14 protein-coding genes and 1 riboswitch are annotated in these 15,649 nt (G+C 68.4%); of the genes, 9 read left to right on the forward strand and 5 right to left on the reverse strand.

The features are described from left to right. Positions 1-51 precede the first annotated feature (51 nt). A complete protein-coding gene (locus AC2EBS_RS09970; RefSeq protein ID WP_484728237.1) occupies positions 52-966 on the reverse strand; it encodes a lysophospholipid acyltransferase family protein in 915 nt (304 codons plus the stop codon). Positions 967-969: 3 nt separating this feature from the next. Next, positions 970-1,839: a lysophospholipid acyltransferase family protein gene (locus AC2EBS_RS09975; protein ID WP_484728238.1), complete on the reverse strand. Its 870-nt coding sequence runs from the start codon at positions 1,837-1,839 to the stop codon at positions 970-972. 177 nt (positions 1,840-2,016) lie between these two features. Between AC2EBS_RS09975 and metK the strand changes: the two genes are divergently transcribed. After that, positions 2,017-3,198, forward strand: a complete 1,182-nt coding sequence (gene metK / locus AC2EBS_RS09980) for a methionine adenosyltransferase (protein ID WP_484728239.1) — start codon at positions 2,017-2,019, stop codon at positions 3,196-3,198. A 91-nt stretch (positions 3,199-3,289) separates the two neighbouring features. On the opposite strand, the gene AC2EBS_RS09985 is transcribed toward metK, so the two are convergent. Further along, entirely contained in the window at positions 3,290-3,679 is a 390-nt protein-coding gene (locus AC2EBS_RS09985; RefSeq protein WP_484728240.1) for a response regulator, read from the reverse strand. 32 nt (positions 3,680-3,711) lie between these two features. Next, positions 3,712-4,677, reverse strand: a complete 966-nt coding sequence (locus AC2EBS_RS09990) for a chemotaxis protein CheX (protein WP_484728241.1) — start codon at positions 4,675-4,677, stop codon at positions 3,712-3,714. 198 nt (positions 4,678-4,875) lie between these two features. Here AC2EBS_RS09990 and AC2EBS_RS09995 point away from each other — a divergent pair, with 198 nt between their 5' ends. From AC2EBS_RS09995 to AC2EBS_RS10005, 3 genes are all read left to right on the forward strand, one after another. Beyond that, positions 4,876-5,907, forward strand: coding sequence for a GGDEF domain-containing response regulator (locus AC2EBS_RS09995; protein WP_484728242.1), 1,032 nt, complete (start codon positions 4,876-4,878; stop codon positions 5,905-5,907). Positions 5,908-5,989: 82 nt separating this feature from the next. After that, positions 5,990-7,870, forward strand: coding sequence for an ATP-binding protein (locus AC2EBS_RS10000; protein ID WP_484728243.1), 1,881 nt, complete (start codon positions 5,990-5,992; stop codon positions 7,868-7,870). Beyond that, a complete protein-coding gene (locus AC2EBS_RS10005; protein ID WP_484728244.1) occupies positions 7,867-8,739 on the forward strand; it encodes a phosphate/phosphite/phosphonate ABC transporter substrate-binding protein in 873 nt (290 codons plus the stop codon). The genes AC2EBS_RS10000 and AC2EBS_RS10005 overlap by 4 nt, the downstream gene beginning before the upstream one ends. Here the strand turns inward: AC2EBS_RS10005 and AC2EBS_RS10010 are convergent. Further along, complete coding sequence (locus tag AC2EBS_RS10010) at positions 8,716-9,513, reverse strand: HAD-IIB family hydrolase (RefSeq protein ID WP_484728245.1); 798 nt, start codon at positions 9,511-9,513, stop codon at positions 8,716-8,718. The genes AC2EBS_RS10005 and AC2EBS_RS10010 overlap by 24 nt on opposite strands. A gap of 71 nt (positions 9,514-9,584) precedes the next feature. Beyond that, positions 9,585-9,684, forward strand: a riboswitch (S-adenosyl-L-homocysteine riboswitch). 90 nt (positions 9,685-9,774) lie between these two features. Between AC2EBS_RS10010 and ahcY the strand changes: the two genes are divergently transcribed. From ahcY to AC2EBS_RS10035, 5 genes are all read left to right on the forward strand, one after another. Beyond that, on the forward strand, positions 9,775-11,217 hold the full coding sequence (ahcY, locus tag AC2EBS_RS10015; protein ID WP_484728246.1) for an adenosylhomocysteinase: 1,443 nt from the start codon (positions 9,775-9,777) through the stop codon (positions 11,215-11,217). Positions 11,218-11,362: 145 nt separating this feature from the next. Further along, a complete protein-coding gene (locus AC2EBS_RS10020) occupies positions 11,363-12,124 on the forward strand; it encodes a TlyA family RNA methyltransferase (RefSeq protein WP_484728247.1) in 762 nt (253 codons plus the stop codon). A 1-nt stretch (position 12,125) separates the two neighbouring features. Beyond that, on the forward strand, positions 12,126-12,983 hold the full coding sequence (metF, locus tag AC2EBS_RS10025; protein WP_484728248.1) for a methylenetetrahydrofolate reductase [NAD(P)H]: 858 nt from the start codon (positions 12,126-12,128) through the stop codon (positions 12,981-12,983). 139 nt (positions 12,984-13,122) lie between these two features. Continuing rightward, on the forward strand, positions 13,123-13,770 hold the full coding sequence (locus tag AC2EBS_RS10030) for an OmpW/AlkL family protein (protein ID WP_484728249.1): 648 nt from the start codon (positions 13,123-13,125) through the stop codon (positions 13,768-13,770). A gap of 113 nt (positions 13,771-13,883) precedes the next feature. Further along, positions 13,884-15,533, forward strand: coding sequence for a sigma-54-dependent Fis family transcriptional regulator (locus tag AC2EBS_RS10035; RefSeq protein ID WP_484728250.1), 1,650 nt, complete (start codon positions 13,884-13,886; stop codon positions 15,531-15,533). The last annotated feature ends 116 nt before the right edge of the window (positions 15,534-15,649 follow it).

The raw sequence follows: 15,649 nt of genomic DNA on the forward strand, positions 1-15,649 counted from the left end.
ATGCGGATTATCGCCGGGGCTCAGCCAGCGGCTTGTCTCGCCGACTGGCCCTCAGTACAAGGACGGCTCGCCTTCGGGGCGGGTCTTGAAGCGCTTGTGCACCCAGAAGTACTGCGCCGGATGCTCGCGGATGCGCGCCTCCAGCCAGCGGTTGAAGAACATCGCGTCGGCCAGCGGATCGTCGCTGGGATAGCCGTCGAAGGGTGCGCCGAACTCCACCTCGTAGCCGCCGCCGCCGGGCAGCATCGTGATCATCATGGGCTGCACCGGCATGCGCATCGTGCGCGCCAGCTTGGCCGGCGCCAGCAGCGTGCAGGCCGGCACGCCGAAGAAGGGCACGAAGGCCGAGTCCTTGGGGCCGAAGTCCATGTCCGGCAGGTTCAGGAAGGAATAGCCCTTGCGAATCATGCGCAGCACGCCGCGTATGCCCTCGTGGCGGTCGACGAAGGCATTCACGCCCAGGCGCTGGCGGCCGTAGAGGATCTGCTTGTCGAACACCTCGTTGCTCTGCGGCTGGTAGATGTTCACGCCCGGGCGACCCTGGAAGAGCATCAGCGCCGGACCCGACCATTCGAGCCCGACGAAATGCGGCATCAGCCACATCACCGGCGTCTCGCTCTGATCGGCCAGGTGCACCTGCCCTTTCACATGCACCAGGCGCTTGAGCCGCGCCGGCGACGCGAACCACAGCAGGCTGCGCTCCAGCAGGCTGCGCCCCAGCCAGCCGAAGTGTTCCTTCGCGAGGGCCAGGCGCTCGTCAGCGGTCTTCTCCGGAAAGCACAGCTCCAGATTGCGCAGCGCGATGCGGCGCCGTGAGCCGGCCAGCCTCCACAGCAGCCGCCCCAATCCCCAACCCAGCGCCGCCAGCACCGGCAGCGGCAGGAAATGCAGCAGCCAGACCAGGCCGATGAAGGCACGCGAGGCGCCATTGCCCAGGCGCTTGCCGAGCTTCTTGCCAAAGGACATCGATCAGCTCGCGTCCGACGGCTGGCCCAGGTCCAGCGCGCGCGGGTTCTTGTAGCGGTGGTAGCCCCAGAGGTATTGATGGGGCGCATCGAGAATCATCTGTTCCATCGCCTGGTTGATCTGCGTGGCAGCGGATTCTGGCGTGGATTCGCGCGCGATCTGCGGCCCCGGTCGCACCCGCACCACAAAGCCGCGGCCCCAGGGCAGCCGGTCGCCCCACAGGCACAGCACCGGCGCGCCACTCTGCTGGGCCAGCTTACCGGCCAGCGTCATCGTGTAGGCCGGACGACCGAAGAACGGCGCCCACACGCCCAGCCCCTCGGGCGGCACTTGGTCGGGCAGCAGCCCCACCACCTGACCCTGGCGCAGCGCGCGCAGCATCTGGCGCACACCAGCCAGCGTGGCCGGAACAGCCGACAGGCCCGGCCGGTCGCGCGAACCGGCGACGAGCTCGCGCATCCACGCCTTGCGCGCCGGACGGAACAGCACGGTGATCGGCGATTGCGCGCCGTAGCGCTCGGCAAAGGCCTGCGCGGTGACTTCAAAGCAGCCCAGATGCGGCGTCAACAGCACCAGCCCGCGCCCCTGCGCCAGTGCCGCCTCGACCAGCTCGGCACCCTCCCAGCGCACGCGGTCGCCCAGCCGGCTGTCCGGTGCACGCAGCCACAGCCAGGGAGCTTCGGCCACCATCCGCCCGGCATGGGCGACGGCACCGCGCGCGCGCTGCCACGGCAGACCGGCCGTCATCACCTGCGCGCGAAAGCGCTGCCTGTAGGTCGGCGAGCCCAGCCAGGTCAACCAGCCCAGCAGGGCGCCAATGCCATGGAGCAGCCACAGCGGCCAGCGGGACATCAATCGAAGCAGCATCGGCATCATGTTTCTATAATTCGGGCATCGCCGAGTTAATTTGGACAACTTGCGGGGCGATGCGGTTAATCGAGCGATCGAAATGCCGCCGGGCTGTCAAGCTCAACAAATGCCGCTAAAGCGTTCGCCGCGTCTCCTGACCAGCACGGCAACGCCGATGGACTGACATTCAAGGAGTACTCCGTGGCGAGCGATTTTCTCTTCACTTCCGAATCCGTCTCTGAAGGACACCCCGACAAGGTGGCCGACCAGATCTCGGATGCGATTCTCGACGCAATCCTGGCCCAGGACCCGGTGTCCCGCGTCGCGGCCGAGACGCTGACCAACACCGGCCTGGTGGTGCTGGCCGGCGAGATCACCACGCAGGCCAATGTCGACTACATCCAGGTCGCGCGCGACACGATCAAGCGCATCGGCTACGACAACACCGAGTACGGCATCGACTACAAGGGCTGTGCGGTGCTGGTCGCCTACGACAAGCAGAGCAACGACATCGCACAGGGCGTGGACCGCGCCAGCGACGACTACCTGAACACCGGCGCCGGCGACCAGGGCCTGATGTTCGGCTATGCCTGCGACGAGACGCCCGAGCTGATGCCCGCGCCGATCTATTACGCGCACCGCCTGGTCGAGCGCCAGGCCCAGCTGCGCAAGGACGGCCGCCTGCCCTTCCTGCGCCCCGACGCGAAGAGCCAGGTCACGCTGCGCTATGTGGACGGCAAGCCGCATTCGATCGACACCGTCGTGCTGTCCACCCAGCACGCCCCCGAGATGAGCCTGGGCGACAAGATGAAGCCCGAGTTCTACGAGGCGGTGCGCGAGGAGATCATCAAGCCGGTGCTGCCCAAGGAGTGGCTGACCGCCGACACCAAGTACCTGATCAACCCGACCGGCCGCTTCGTCATCGGCGGCCCGCAGGGCGACTGCGGGCTGACCGGCCGCAAGATCATCGTCGACACCTACGGCGGCGCCTGCCCGCACGGCGGCGGCGCCTTCTCGGGCAAGGACCCGACGAAGGTGGACCGCTCGGCGGCTTACGCGGCCCGCTATGTGGCCAAGAACATCGTCGCCGCCGGCCTGGCGCGCCAGTGCCAGATCCAGGTGGCCTACGCGATCGGCGTGGCTCGCCCGATGAACGTGACGGTCTACACCGAAGGCACCGGCGTGATCCCCGATGAGCAGATCGCCAAGCTGGTGAACGACCATTTCGATCTGCGCCCCAAGGGCATCATCCAGATGCTGGACCTGCTGCGCCCGATCTACAGCAAGACCGCAGCCTACGGCCACTTCGGCCGCGAAGAGCCCGAGTTCACGTGGGAGCGCACTGATCGGGCGCAGGTGCTGCGCGCCGCGGCCGGCCTGTAAGGACCGCGCGTTCGCCGCCAAGGATAAAGGCCGCTCCGAAATCCCGGGGCGGCCTTTTCATTTGCCGGCGCTCTGCCAGCCGCCGGCGGGCTCAGGCCGTCATGCCACAGAGCTTCTTCAGCGGCCCCAGCACCTTCTCGCCACGAAAGGGCTTGACGATCCAGCCGTTGACGCCGGCAGCGCGGCCACGCTCACGCATGCTCGCGCTGTCCTCGGTCGTCAACATGACGATGCGCACCTCGGCATTGCCGAGTTCCGCGCGGATCTTCTCCGCCATCGTCAGGCCGTCCATGTGCGGCATGTTGATGTCGCTGATCACCAGCCGGATCGAGGGATCGCGGTGCAGCTGCGCCAGGCCATCGCGTCCGTCGGTGGCGGTGGCCACCGCGAAGCCATGGCTGCCAAGGAAACTGCCCACGATCTCGCGCATCGTCGCGGAGTCGTCGACCACCAGTACCTTCGTCTGCGTCTCTTTCGTCATCTCTGCTTGCAGGTGGACGCCACGTCGCGCCCTCAGAACAGCTCCAGCTCGCCCGTGGGGCCGGACTCAGGCGCCTTGGCCGCCGCCTCGGCGAAGCCCTCGGGCGACCAGAACAGGTTGAAGATCAGGCGCTGCACGATCACCTGCGGCGGCATGCCTGGCCGGCGCGGGTCCGCAAGCTGGTAGCGGATGCACAGCTGCGGATCCTGCGAGCCGAAGGAGATGTACTTGTGCTCGTGGTTGATCACGATGGGCACCTGGGTGGGCTGGTGCGCGAAGCTGGTGTCGGGCACATAGCGGTTCTTGAAGGCGCCCCAGACCAGATTGGTGACCTCACCCAGCAGGTTGTTGATCTCGCGGAAGTTCAGGTCGCCACCCACGCCCACCGGAGCCAGCCCCTGGATCAGGCCCTGGCGCAGCCCCTGCTCCTCGGTCTGCAGCATCATGTAGCCGCGGCACCAGGTGCTCTCCAGCGGAATCAGCGTGGACACCTGGCCGAAGATGATGCGGTCGTGAACCACATAGGGCTCCTCGGCGCTGACGGTCGCGTGCGGAAACATCGAGCTCAGGGAGTTGATCGTGAGCTCCACGATGCCGTCGACCAGCTGCGTCGGGTAGCGCAGGCTGAAGATGCTGCGCTCCACGCCGGCACGCAGCTCCTCGATCGCGCCCGAGGTCCAGCAATGCCGAATCGCCCGCTCGTCGTCCGGCGCCAGCAGGGCGGAACTGGTGCGGCGCAGGAAGATCGGCAGCTCCGGCCGCTGCTTGTGGATGGTGCGGGCCAGATCCAGGGCCGTCGGCCCCTCGCCCGGCAGGTCTTCCGCCAGCAGCACGCCGCCCAGGTCCTTGTGCTGAGCCAGCGTCGCGACGGCATCGAGCGCGGTGCGCGGCAGCACCTGCAGGCCGATCTCCGCGCAGAAGTCCAGCAGCAGACGGTACTGCGCCGGGTCGTGCTCGAGCAGCAGGACCTTGGCCTCGAGATGGGTCGTATCGTTCATAGCCTTCCAGGACTTGCGCCCTGCCCAGAATGCAAACTACAAGCAAGAAGCGCGGCCGCCGTCCGCAACGCGCGGCCTCGCCCCATTGTGACTGCGTCTGGTGCCCGTCGCCTAGCACAAACCCTCTGCTGTCGCGACAGCACGGATCGATAATGCCCACGCCGTCAACTACTTCTCTTCCTAGCCGGAGCTGGAACGGTGGAAGCTTCAGCCTCGCTCCCCCCGCTGCGGGTTCTCGTCGTCGATGACCAAAGAAGCGCCCGCCAGTTGCTCGCGGCGCAGCTTGCCGCTGCAGGCCACTCGGTCATCGAGGCTCGCGACGCCGACGAGGCGCTCACCCGCTTCCGCGCCGACAGGCCCGATCTGGTGCTGCTCGATGTGGAGCTGCCCGGGCATGACGGCTACTGGATCGCCAGTCAGATGCGCGCCAGCGAGGCCGGCGGCTGGACGCCGATCATCTTCCTGTCCAGCCGCGACCAGGACCAGGACCTGTGGCTGGGCATCGAATCCGGCGGCGACGACTATCTGGTCAAGCCGGTCTCGGCCACGGTGCTGCAGGCCAAGCTTCGCGCCATGCAGCGCTTGCGCCGTGTCCAGTCGCGGCTGGTCGAGCTCTCGGACGAGCTGCGCAGCGCCAACGAGCAACTCAGCCGCCTGAGCCACGAGGACGCGCTTACCGGCATGCCCAACCGCCGCGCCTTCGACGCCCGGCTGCAGCAGGAGATCGCCAGCGCGCGCCGCGAGCAGCAGCCGCTGACGCTGGTGCTGTGCGACATCGACTACTTCAAGACCTACAACGACAAGCTCGGCCATGTCGAAGGCGACGCCTGCCTGCAGCGTGTGGGGCGCCTGCTGCAGCAATGCTGCCGCCGCCCGCGCGACAGCGCGGCGCGCTTCGGCGGAGAGGAGTTCGCGCTGATCCTGCCGGGCACGCCGCGCTCCGGCGCGATGAACTTCGCGCACAGCGTGCTGCGCAGCCTGCGTCTGGCGGCCCTGCCGCATCCGGCATCGGAGGTGTCGCCCTATGTCACGGTCTCCGGCGGCATCACCAGTTGCACGCCCGACGACGGCACCACCGTCGAAGGCCTGCTGCGCCGCGCGGACGATGCGCTCTATGCCGCCAAGTCACGCGGCCGCAACCGCTTCTTCAGCTTCGAGATGCAGATGGACACGCTGGAACAGCGATCGGCGCGCACGTCGAGCGCCAGCCAGGGCGGTATCGATGCCTGAGTTCCTCACCGAAGCCGCATGCCGGCGTCTGGCCCTGTGCCAGGCATGCCCGATCGACTGCCTGATGGACTGAGTCACCGCCTTGCTCAAGAGCCTGCGTTCCCAGTACTTTCTCGGCAGCCTCGTCACGCTGGTGCTGATGCTGGTCGTGCTGCTGTGGAATGCCGAGCAGCTGATGCACCGCACCCTCGAGGAGCGTTTCGGCGCCGAGCTGGACCTGGCGGCGCCGCTGCTGGGTGCGGCGGCCGCCCCTTTGCTGGCCGAGCGCGACTATGCCGGCGCACGCGACCTGCTGCTGCAGAGCGCCAATGCCTCGCACCTGGTGTTCGCCGAGTTGCTCGATGCCCGCGGCCAGTCGGTGGCACGGGTCGGGCGCCCCGTCGACGGCAATCCCGCCGTGCGCAGCACGCGTCAGGATGTGATCCTGGCCGGTCAGCGCCTGGGCCAGCTGCACCTGGGCCTCGATGCCTCCGCGCTGCAGGCGAGCCAGCAGCGGCTCTGGCGCAACAGCCTGTTGATCGGCACGGTGATCCTCGTGCTGGGGCTGGCGCTGCTGGCCGGATGGACAGCCTGGGTCAGCACCCATCTGCGCCGGCTGACCGAGGCCAGCCAGAGCGTCGCGGCAGGCCACTACGACCAGGCCCTGCCCACCAGCCGTGTGCAGGAGCTCGGGCTGCTGGCTGACTCCTTCAACCGCATGTCGGCCGCGATCCGCGACAAGATCGCCGCGCTGACTGCCAGTGAACAGGCCTTGCGTGCGCTCAACGAGGGGCTCGAATCCCGCGTGCAGCAGCGCACGCACGAGCTGCAGGCGGCGCGCGATACCGCCGAACGTGCCAGCCAGGCCAAGTCGCAATTCCTCTCGCGCATGAGTCACGAGCTGCGCACTCCGCTGAACGCCATCCTCGGCTTCGCCCAGCTGCTGGGCATGTCGCGAGAGCGACTGAGCGACGGCGAAGCCGAGAAGGTGCTGCAGATCGAGCGCGCAGGCTGGCATCTGCTGGAGCTGATCGACGATGTGCTGGACCTCTCGCGCATCGAGGCCGGCGAAATGAGCACGCGGCCCGAAGCGCTGGATGTGCGGGCCCTGGTGACCGAGACCACGCAGATGCTGGCCTCGCTGGCCGGCCAGCAGGGCGTGCAGGTGCAGATCGATCCGGGTGTCTCGCCGTGGGCGCGGGCCGACCGCAAGCGCCTCAAGCAGGTGCTGAACAACCTGCTGTCCAATGCGATCAAGTACAACCGGGCCGGCGGTCGGGTCACCGTGACGGTGGATCAGGTCGAGGCCGGCGAGGTGCGCGTCACTGTCGCCGACACCGGCCGGGGCATGACGCCGGACGAGCTCGAGCAGCTCTTCCAGCCCTTCGTCCGCTTCGACAAAGGTGCCGAGCTGACGCCTGGCACCGGCATCGGCCTGGTCATCACCCGACGCCTGATCGAGCTGATGGGCGGCCGCATCCAGGTGAGCTCGACACCGGAAGAAGGTTCGGTGTTCAGCATCTGGCTGCCGGGCTGTGCCATGCCGGCGGCAGCGCCGTCACTGCCGCCAGAGCGGCGCACAGCGGCGAGCACCGACACGCGCCCGATGCGACTGCTCTACATCGAGGACAACCCGGCCAATGCCGAGCTGATGCGCGGCCTGCTCGAGCGCCACCCGGGCTACACCCTCAGCCTGGCCGCCGATGCACAGCAAGGGCTGCAAGCGCTGCGCTCGACGCGCCCCGACCTGCTGCTGGTGGACATCGACCTGCCCGACCTCAACGGCATCGAGGTATGCCGCCATGTCCGTGCCGATCCGCGCAACGCCGGCCTGCCGATGATCGCCCTGAGTGCCAATGCCATGGCCGACGACATCCAGCGCGCCCTCGACGCCGGCTTCGACCGCTATCACACCAAGCCCCTGGACTTCCCTGCCCTGCTCGAGGACCTGGCAGTCCTGCTGAATCGGAGTGCCCCCCAATGAACACCTCCCGACGCCGGTTCTGCATGGGCAGCGCCGCACTGCTCAGCCCGGCCTGGCTGCAGGCACAGACGCAGGCTCCCCAGACGTCGCTGACCATCGGTCTGGCGCCCTTCCTGACCACTGCCGCGATGCTGAATGCCTTTCGGCCGCTGCGCGAGCACCTGGCTCACCAGCTGCAGCAGCCGGTGGAGCTCTATACCGCACGTGATTTCGTCGACCAGGTCCGCCAGACCCGCGCCGGGGCCTACGACATCAGCTATCTGCCCTCGCACATGGCCGGGCTGGCGATCAGCGACTGGGGCTTTCATGCGCTGGCCGGCTCGCTGAGTGGCACACCGGTGCTGCTGCTGGTGCGCAAGGGATCCACCACCGTTCGCGAGCCGGCCGATCTGCGCGGCCGCAAGATCGGCGCGCTGGGCCAGTTGTCGCTGAGCGCTGCGGTGGGCTCGCTCTGGCTGCAACGCCAGCAGCTCAAGCCCGGCCGCGACGTACAGCTGCTTGCGCAGGCCTCGATCAACACCGCCCTGATCAGCCTGGAACGCGGCGATGTCGATGCGGTCTTCGCCACGCGCAACCAGGTCGAGATGCTGCCGGCCGAAGGCTTTCGCAACCACGTCGTGCTGACCGAGGTCGGCAGCGTCGAGGCACCGATCTTCGTGGGCCAGCCGCGCCTGGGCGCCGAGCGGGTGGCACGGCTGCGCGAAGCGCTGCTGGCCTTCGTGCCGGACCCGGCGCGACCCGGCCTGGTGGGCAACACCCAGCTCTACCGCGTCGATGCGGCGGTGCGCAAGCGTCTGGCGCCGCTGCACGACATCGCGCAGGAGCAGCTGCGCGAGGCCGGCCTGCTAGACGGCAGCGGCGCGCGCTGACAGCAGCGCACGGGCCAGTTCCGCGAAGCCCGCACCGCGCTCGGCGCGTGTGACGTAGCCGGGCAGCGACTGCAGCTGCGGCAGGAAGCGGGCGATGTTCGCCACGCCCACCGACAGCGGCATGCGCGCGAACATCTGCTGGTCGTTGGTCGAGTCGCCCACATAGACCCAGTCCTGCGCCTCGAAAGGCTCGCCCAGCACCGCATGCACAGCCCAGTGTGCCGCGCTCCACTTGCTGTGCTCGCCGATCCAGCCATTGATGTGGATGGAGCTGACCGTGGCGCGCAGGCCGTGTTCGCGCATCACCGCGCAGACCGCCTCGATCTGCGCCGCGTCCAGATGGGCATGCTCGCTGTGGTCGATGGCGATGTCGGTCAGCCGGCCGGGGCTGTCGGTGGCCAGCCGTGCGCCCGGCACGCGGGCGAGCACGTCGGCGGCGCAGGCCTGCAGCCGCGCGAAGTTGGCGGCACGCGTGACCTCATCCTGGCAGAAGTCGCAGCGCAGCGCGCCCTCCGCGCCACGGCGCAGCATCACCGCGCCGTTCTCCGCGACGATGGCCGCCACCGGCCAGGCCAGCGCGAAAGGCTCGCTCCAGCCGGCCGGCCGGCCGGTGATCGCGATCACCGGCACGCTCGCAGCATCCAGCGCTGCCAGTGCATCCAGCGCTGACGCGCCGATGCCGGCATGGCCGTCAGTCAGCGTGTCGTCGATGTCGGTGAGCACGCCGCGCAGGCGGCGCAGCCGCTCGGGCGGGCACAGGGCAAGGGCATCCATGGCGCGGCATTGTCCGCAATCCAGCTCCTGTTCCGGACGCTCGGCAGCCGGGCATGCAGCTAGAATCGCGTCATTCCGAGGAGCGTTGCAACCCCGCACCAGGGGCCAGGCTCGGAACAAGATGCTCTGTGGATCACCGCCCAGGCCTCATCGCAACCGCGCTCACCCGCTGAAGTCCTGCGTGGGTGAGAGCCATTTCTCCCGAATCTCCCCCGGCGCCGGACGGCAGCGGCTTCAAGCAATTCGTTGAAGGAGCCCGCCATGAATGCCGCTACCACTGCCAAGACGCTGGCCGCAGACCAGTACCAGATCGCCGACCTGTCGCTCGCCGACTGGGGCCGCAAGGAAATCAAGATCGCCGAGCACGAGATGCCGGCGCTGATGGCGATCCGCCGCGAGTACGCCGCCAGCCAGCCGCTCAAGGGCGCGCGCATCACCGGCTCGCTGCACATGACCATCCAGACCGCCGTGCTGGTGGAGACGCTGCAAGCGCTGGGCGCTGAAGTGCGCTGGGCCAGCTGCAACATCTTCTCCACCCAGGACCACGCCGCCGCCGCGCTGGTGGCCGCCGGCACGCCGGTGTTCGCCCACAAGGGCGAGACGCTGACGGAGTACTGGGACTTCACGCACCGCATCTTCGACTTCGGGCCCAAGGGCTCGGCCGGCGAAGGCCCGAACATGATCCTGGACGACGGCGGCGATGCCACGCTGCTGATGCACCTGGGCCAGCGCGCCGAGAAGGATCTGTCGGTGCTGGCCAACCCGGGCAGCGAGGAAGAGCGCGTGCTCTTCGCGTCGATCAAGGCCAAGCTGGCCGAAGACCCGAGCTGGTACACCCGCAAGAGCGCCGAGATCATCGGCGTGACCGAGGAGACCACCACCGGCGTGCACCGCCTGAAGGAAATGGCCGCCAAGGGCACGCTGCTGTTCCGCGCGATCAACGTCAACGACTCGGTCACCAAGAGCAAGTTCGACAACCTCTACGGCTGCCGCGAGTCGCTGGTCGACGGCATCAAGCGCGCCACCGACGTGATGGTGGCCGGCAAGATCGCCGTTGTCGCTGGCTACGGCGACGTGGGCAAGGGCAGCGCGCAGGCGCTGCGCGCCTTGTCGGCCCAGGTCTGGGTGACCGAGGTGGACCCGATCTGCGCGCTGCAGGCTGCGATGGAAGGCTATCGCGTCGTGACCATGGAGTGGGCCGCCGACAAGGCCGACATCTTCGTCACCGCCACCGGCAACAAGAACGTCATCACCTACGAGCACATGGCCAAGATGAAGGACCAGTCCATCGTCTGCAATATCGGCCACTTCGACAACGAGATCGACGTCGCCGCGCTGGAAGCCAAGTGCCAGTGGGACGAGATCAAGCCGCAGGTCGATCATGTCATCTTCCCTGACGGCAAGCGCATCATCCTGCTCGCCAAGGGCCGCCTGGTGAACCTGGGCTGCGGCACCGGCCACCCCAGCTATGTGATGAGCAGCTCCTTCGCGAACCAGACGATCGCACAGATCGAGCTGTTTGCGCACAAGGATGCGTACGACATCGGCAAGGTTTACGTGCTGCCCAAGCATCTGGACGAGAAGGTGGCGCGGCTGCAGCTGTCGTTGCTCAACGCGCAGCTGACGGAGCTGACCGAGGAGCAGGCGGCGTACATTGGCGTCCCCAAGCAAGGCCCGTACAAGCCCGACACCTACCGCTATTGAGTGGGGGCTACTGCGCGCCTGCCATGCGTCGTTGCGGGTCCCTCCGCAGATCCTCACGTAGCGCTGCTACGTTCCGGTCTGCGGATCCGCCCGCGCCTAGCCTGACAGGCGCTCGCTACGCCCCGCAAGACCGGGCCTTACTTCGATGCGCGCTGACCAACTCCTCGTCGCTCACCAGCTCGCCCCCACGCGATCGGCCGCGCAACGGCTGATCGAGCGGGGTGCCGTGGAATGGGCCTCGGCGAAGGGCTGGGCAGCGGTGCGCAAGGCGGGCGAGGATCTGCCGCAGACGGCGCAGCTGCGCATCACCGACGATGCCGAGCTGCGATTTGTCTCGCGCGGCGGGCTCAAGCTGGAGGGCGCGCTGAAGGCCTGCGGCCTGTCGGTCGCGGGACTCAGCGTGCTGGACGTGGGCCAGAGCACCGGCGGCTTCAGCGACTGCCTGCTCAAGAGCGGCGCGGCGCGCGTGGTCGGCTTCGATGTCGGCCATGGGCAACTGCACGCCAGCCTCGCGGCGGACGCGCGCGTCACCGCGCTCGAAGGCCTGCATGTGCGCGACCTGGCCGGCTCGGCGCTGGAGGGCCACAAGCCCGATGGCGGCTTCGACCTGATCGTCGGCGACCTGAGCTTCATCTCCATGCTCGGTGCACTGCCGCAGCTGGCACCCTGGCTCAAGCCCGGGGGTCAGGTCTTGCTGCTGGTGAAGCCGCAGTTCGAGCTGGGGCCGCAGGCAGTGGGCAAAGGCGGGCTGGTCAAGGACAAGGCACTCTATCCGCAGCTCGAGGCACGCGCCCGCGAGGCCGCTGCCGCGCTGGGCTGGACCGTCAAGGCATACCTCGAGAGCCCGATCACCGGTGGCGACGGCAATACCGAATTCTTCCTCTGGGCCCAGGCCAAGGAACACTGATATGACGAACACGACGAACACCCCGACTGGCAAGACGCCGGTGAGCATCGAGTTCTTCCCGCCCAACACGCCGGTGGGCGCCGAGAAGCTCAAGACCGTGGTGCAGGAACTCAGCGCGCTGCAGCCGCAGTACTTCAGCGTCACCTACGGCGCCGGCGGCTCGACGCGCGAGAAGACGCTGGCCACGGTGATGCAGATCGCCGCGATGGGCTTTGAAGCCGCGCCGCACCTGTCCTGCGTGGGCTCGACGCGCGAGAACATCGCCGAGATCCTGGCCACTTACCGCGCGCAGAACATCCGCCGCGTCGTCGCGCTGCGCGGCGACCTGCCCAGCGGCACGGCCACCGCCGGCGAATTCCGCTACGCGGCCGAGCTGGTGCGCTTCATCCGCGAAACGCAGGGTTCCGACTGGGACATCGAGGTGGCCGCCTATCCCGAGTACCACCCGCAGCAGCGCTATGCGGCCAAGGACATCCAGCACTTCGCCGACAAGATGGCCGCCGGCGCCAACGGCGCGATCACGCAGTTCTTCTTCAACCCCGATGCCTACTTCAACTTCGTGGACGAGGTGCGCAAGCTCGGTGTGACGCAGCCCATCGTGCCGGGCATCATGCCCTTCCACAACTACGCGCGCATCGCGCAGTTCGCCGCGCGCGACGGCATCGAGATCCCGCGCTGGGTGGCGCTGAAGATGGAAGGCTATATGGACGACGCGGCGTCCATCCGCGCCTTTGGCCTGGACGTGATCACACGGCTGTGCGAGCGGCTGATCGCCGGCGGCGCACCGGGGCTGCACTTCTACACCCTGAACCAGTCTGCGCTGACGCTGGAGTTGTGCAGACGCCTCAACCTCGGCTGATTGTTTGCGCCAGCTCAAAGCCACAAGGCCCTCCCCGGAGGGCCTTGTGCGCATTTGCGGCAGGTCAAGGGTTTACCCGGGACGGAAACTTCAAATGGCGCCATCCGGGATGTTCCCGAAAACATGGAGTGATCAAGAAATGTCCAAGAAGATTCTTGCTGCCGTGCTGGCCACCGCTTCGCTGGCTGCCGTCCCCGCTGCTGCGCAGGCTCAGGCCGAAGGCCCGTTCATGGTCCGCGTGCGCGCCGTGCACCTGGACTCGGCCAATGACAACAACGCGCAGCTGACCGGCACGCTGGCCTCGCTGGGCGCCGGCCCCGCCTACATCAACAACAAGTGGCTGCCCGAGTTGGACATCAGCTACTTCTTCACGCCCAACATCGCGGCCGAGCTGATCCTGACCTATCCGCAAAAGCAGACCCTGTCGCTGGGCGGCGTGGGCAAGATCGGCACCTTCAAGCACCTGCCGCCGACCCTGAGCCTGCAGTACCACTTCGCGCCGGGCACCGGCTTCCGTCCCTATGTCGGCCTGGGCGTGAACTACACCAACATCTCCAGCGTGCACTGGGAAAGCGCCGTCAGCGCGCTGAACCTGAATCTGAAGCGCAACAGCTTCGGCCTGTCGGCTCAGATCGGCGCCGACATCGAGATCTCCAAGAACCTGTACCTGAACGTGGACGTCAAGAAGGTGCAGATCGGCACCACCGTGTCGTCCAACGGCGCCGACATCGGCAAGTTCAAGGTCGATCCGCTGCTGGTCGGCGTCGGCCTGGGCATGCGCTTCTAAGCGCCGCCACGCAGTCGAAGCTGCAAGCCGCCGGGCCAGCCCCGGCGGCTTTTTTTATGTCCGCGTCGCGGCTTGGCGCGAAGCTTGCTGTGCGGGGAGAGCGCTCCACTCCGATGCACCAAGTCAGGACGATGCCACCGCCATCGCAGACCATCGCCACCGAGACGGCACCGCCCGTCGGCGCGGGCGTACGCTCGGCCAGCGAGTTGCTGGTCGAGCAGGAGCGCCTGCTGCTGATCGAGGCGACGCGCCGCCTCGCGCGCTGCCTGGAGCCTGCGCGGGTGATCCGCGAGATGCTGCAGCTGATGTCCGAGCTGATCGGGCTGAACCGCGGCCGCGTCGTGCTGCCCGACCCGCAGGACCCCAGCGGCCGCAGCCATTGCATCGCCCATGCCTACGGACTCACGCGCGAGGAGATGGCGCGTGGCCGCTACGGCCGGGACGAAGGCATCACCGGCCGCGTGCTGGCCAGCGGCACCGGCGCCATCGTGCAGGACATCGACGCCGAGCCGGGCTTCCTGTTCCGCGCGGTCGAGCGCAGCACGCTGCCGGTGGGTACGGTCAGCTTCATCGCCGTGCCGGTGATGGGCACGCACGGCCAGCTGGGTGTGCTGGCCGCGCACCGCCTGCGCGCACGGCCGCGCCCGCTGGCGCATGACCTGACCCTGCTGGGCGCGCTGGCCGCGATGATCGGCCAGGTGCTGCAGGTCAACCGCCTGGTGGCCGAGCGCACCGCGGTGCTGGAGCAAGAGAACCACCGCCTGCGCCACACGCTGCACAGCCACGACGGCGCGCTGGCCAATCCGCCAGGCATCGTCGGTAGCGCAGCGCCGCTGCGCCAGGCCTTGCGCCAGCTGCGCCGGCTGGCGCCCACCGAATTCAGCGTGTTGCTGCAGGGCGAGCCCGGCACCGGCAAGGAGCTCTTCGCCCGCACACTGCACCTGCTCGGGCCGCGGCCCAACAGTCCCTTCGTCAAGTTCGGCGCTGCCGAGATAGAGCCGACCCAGCTCGAGGCCGTGCTGTTCGGTTCGCCGCCCAGCCTGCCGGCGCGCGCCGACTCCCGCAGCACGCCGCTCGGGCGCTGGGCGCAGGCCCGCGGCGGCACGCTGTTCATCGACGCGATCGACGCGCTGCCGCTGCCGGTGCAGCAGCGCCTGCTTGCACAGCTGCAGCAGCACCAGGATGGCGACGCGCCCGAGCTGCGCCTCGTGGCTGCCAGCAGCGCCGATCTGCGCCAGCTGGCGCAGGCCGGTCGCTTCAATGCCGAGCTGCAGCAGCAGCTGAGCCTGGTGCCGGTCACGCTGCCGCCGCTGCGCGAGCGCCGCGCCGATCTGCCCGAGCTGGTGCGCCACATCGTCAGCCAGCTCAACCAGCAGCACCATCGCAACGTCACCGTCGCGCCAGGGGCGATGGCCGCGCTGGCCGAGTTCGACTGGCCCGGCAATGTGCGCCAGCTCGAGGAGTTGCTCGAGCAGCTGGTGCTGCTCACGCCCGATGGCGAGCTCGCCGAGGCACGCGTGCAGCGCGCGCTGGCCGACGAACGCCAGCGCGGCGCCGCTGCAGCCGCAGCGGCCCTGCCCGGCGCAGGCCCCGAGATAAGAGCCGAGGGCCCGGCGGTTCGCCACTATGAATGGGTACGCGCCGACGAGCTGCCGCGCCTGCTCGACGCGGTGCAGCGCGCCGGCGGCAATCGCGCGCGCGCCGCGCGCGAGCTGGGCCTGACCGCGCGCCAGCTGAACTACCGGCTCAAGCAGCTGACCTGAGCGCACACGGTCGGCCGGCAAAGCCGATGCGACAAAGTGCGACAAAGCCGCACAAAGACCGGGACGCCCGCGCTGGCCCGCGGTGCAGCGCGCGCACCGCAATACCGTGCGCCAAG

Source organism: Roseateles sp. T103, from assembly GCF_057219915.1.

Bases quoted from the DNA above. Each gene is read 5' to 3' on its own strand.
- AC2EBS_RS09990 (WP_484728241.1), bottom strand. From the start codon at position 4,677: ATGAACGATACGACCCATCTCGAGGCCAAGGTCCTGCTGCTCGAGCAC.
- metF (WP_484728248.1), top strand. From the start codon at position 12,126: ATGACGAACACGACGAACACCCCGACTGGCAAGACGCCGGTGAGCATC.
- AC2EBS_RS10020 (WP_484728247.1), top strand. From the start codon at position 11,363: ATGCGCGCTGACCAACTCCTCGTCGCTCACCAGCTCGCCCCCACGCGA.
- AC2EBS_RS10010 (WP_484728245.1), bottom strand. From the start codon at position 9,513: ATGGATGCCCTTGCCCTGTGCCCGCCCGAGCGGCTGCGCCGCCTGCGC.
- AC2EBS_RS09985 (WP_484728240.1), bottom strand. From the start codon at position 3,679: ATGACGAAAGAGACGCAGACGAAGGTACTGGTGGTCGACGACTCCGCG.
- ahcY (WP_484728246.1), top strand. From the start codon at position 9,775: ATGAATGCCGCTACCACTGCCAAGACGCTGGCCGCAGACCAGTACCAG.
- AC2EBS_RS10005 (WP_484728244.1), top strand. From the start codon at position 7,867: ATGAACACCTCCCGACGCCGGTTCTGCATGGGCAGCGCCGCACTGCTC.
- AC2EBS_RS10035 (WP_484728250.1), top strand. From the start codon at position 13,884: ATGCACCAAGTCAGGACGATGCCACCGCCATCGCAGACCATCGCCACC.
- AC2EBS_RS10030 (WP_484728249.1), top strand. From the start codon at position 13,123: ATGTCCAAGAAGATTCTTGCTGCCGTGCTGGCCACCGCTTCGCTGGCT.
- AC2EBS_RS09975 (WP_484728238.1), bottom strand. From the start codon at position 1,839: ATGCCGATGCTGCTTCGATTGATGTCCCGCTGGCCGCTGTGGCTGCTC.
- AC2EBS_RS09970 (WP_484728237.1), bottom strand. From the start codon at position 966: ATGTCCTTTGGCAAGAAGCTCGGCAAGCGCCTGGGCAATGGCGCCTCG.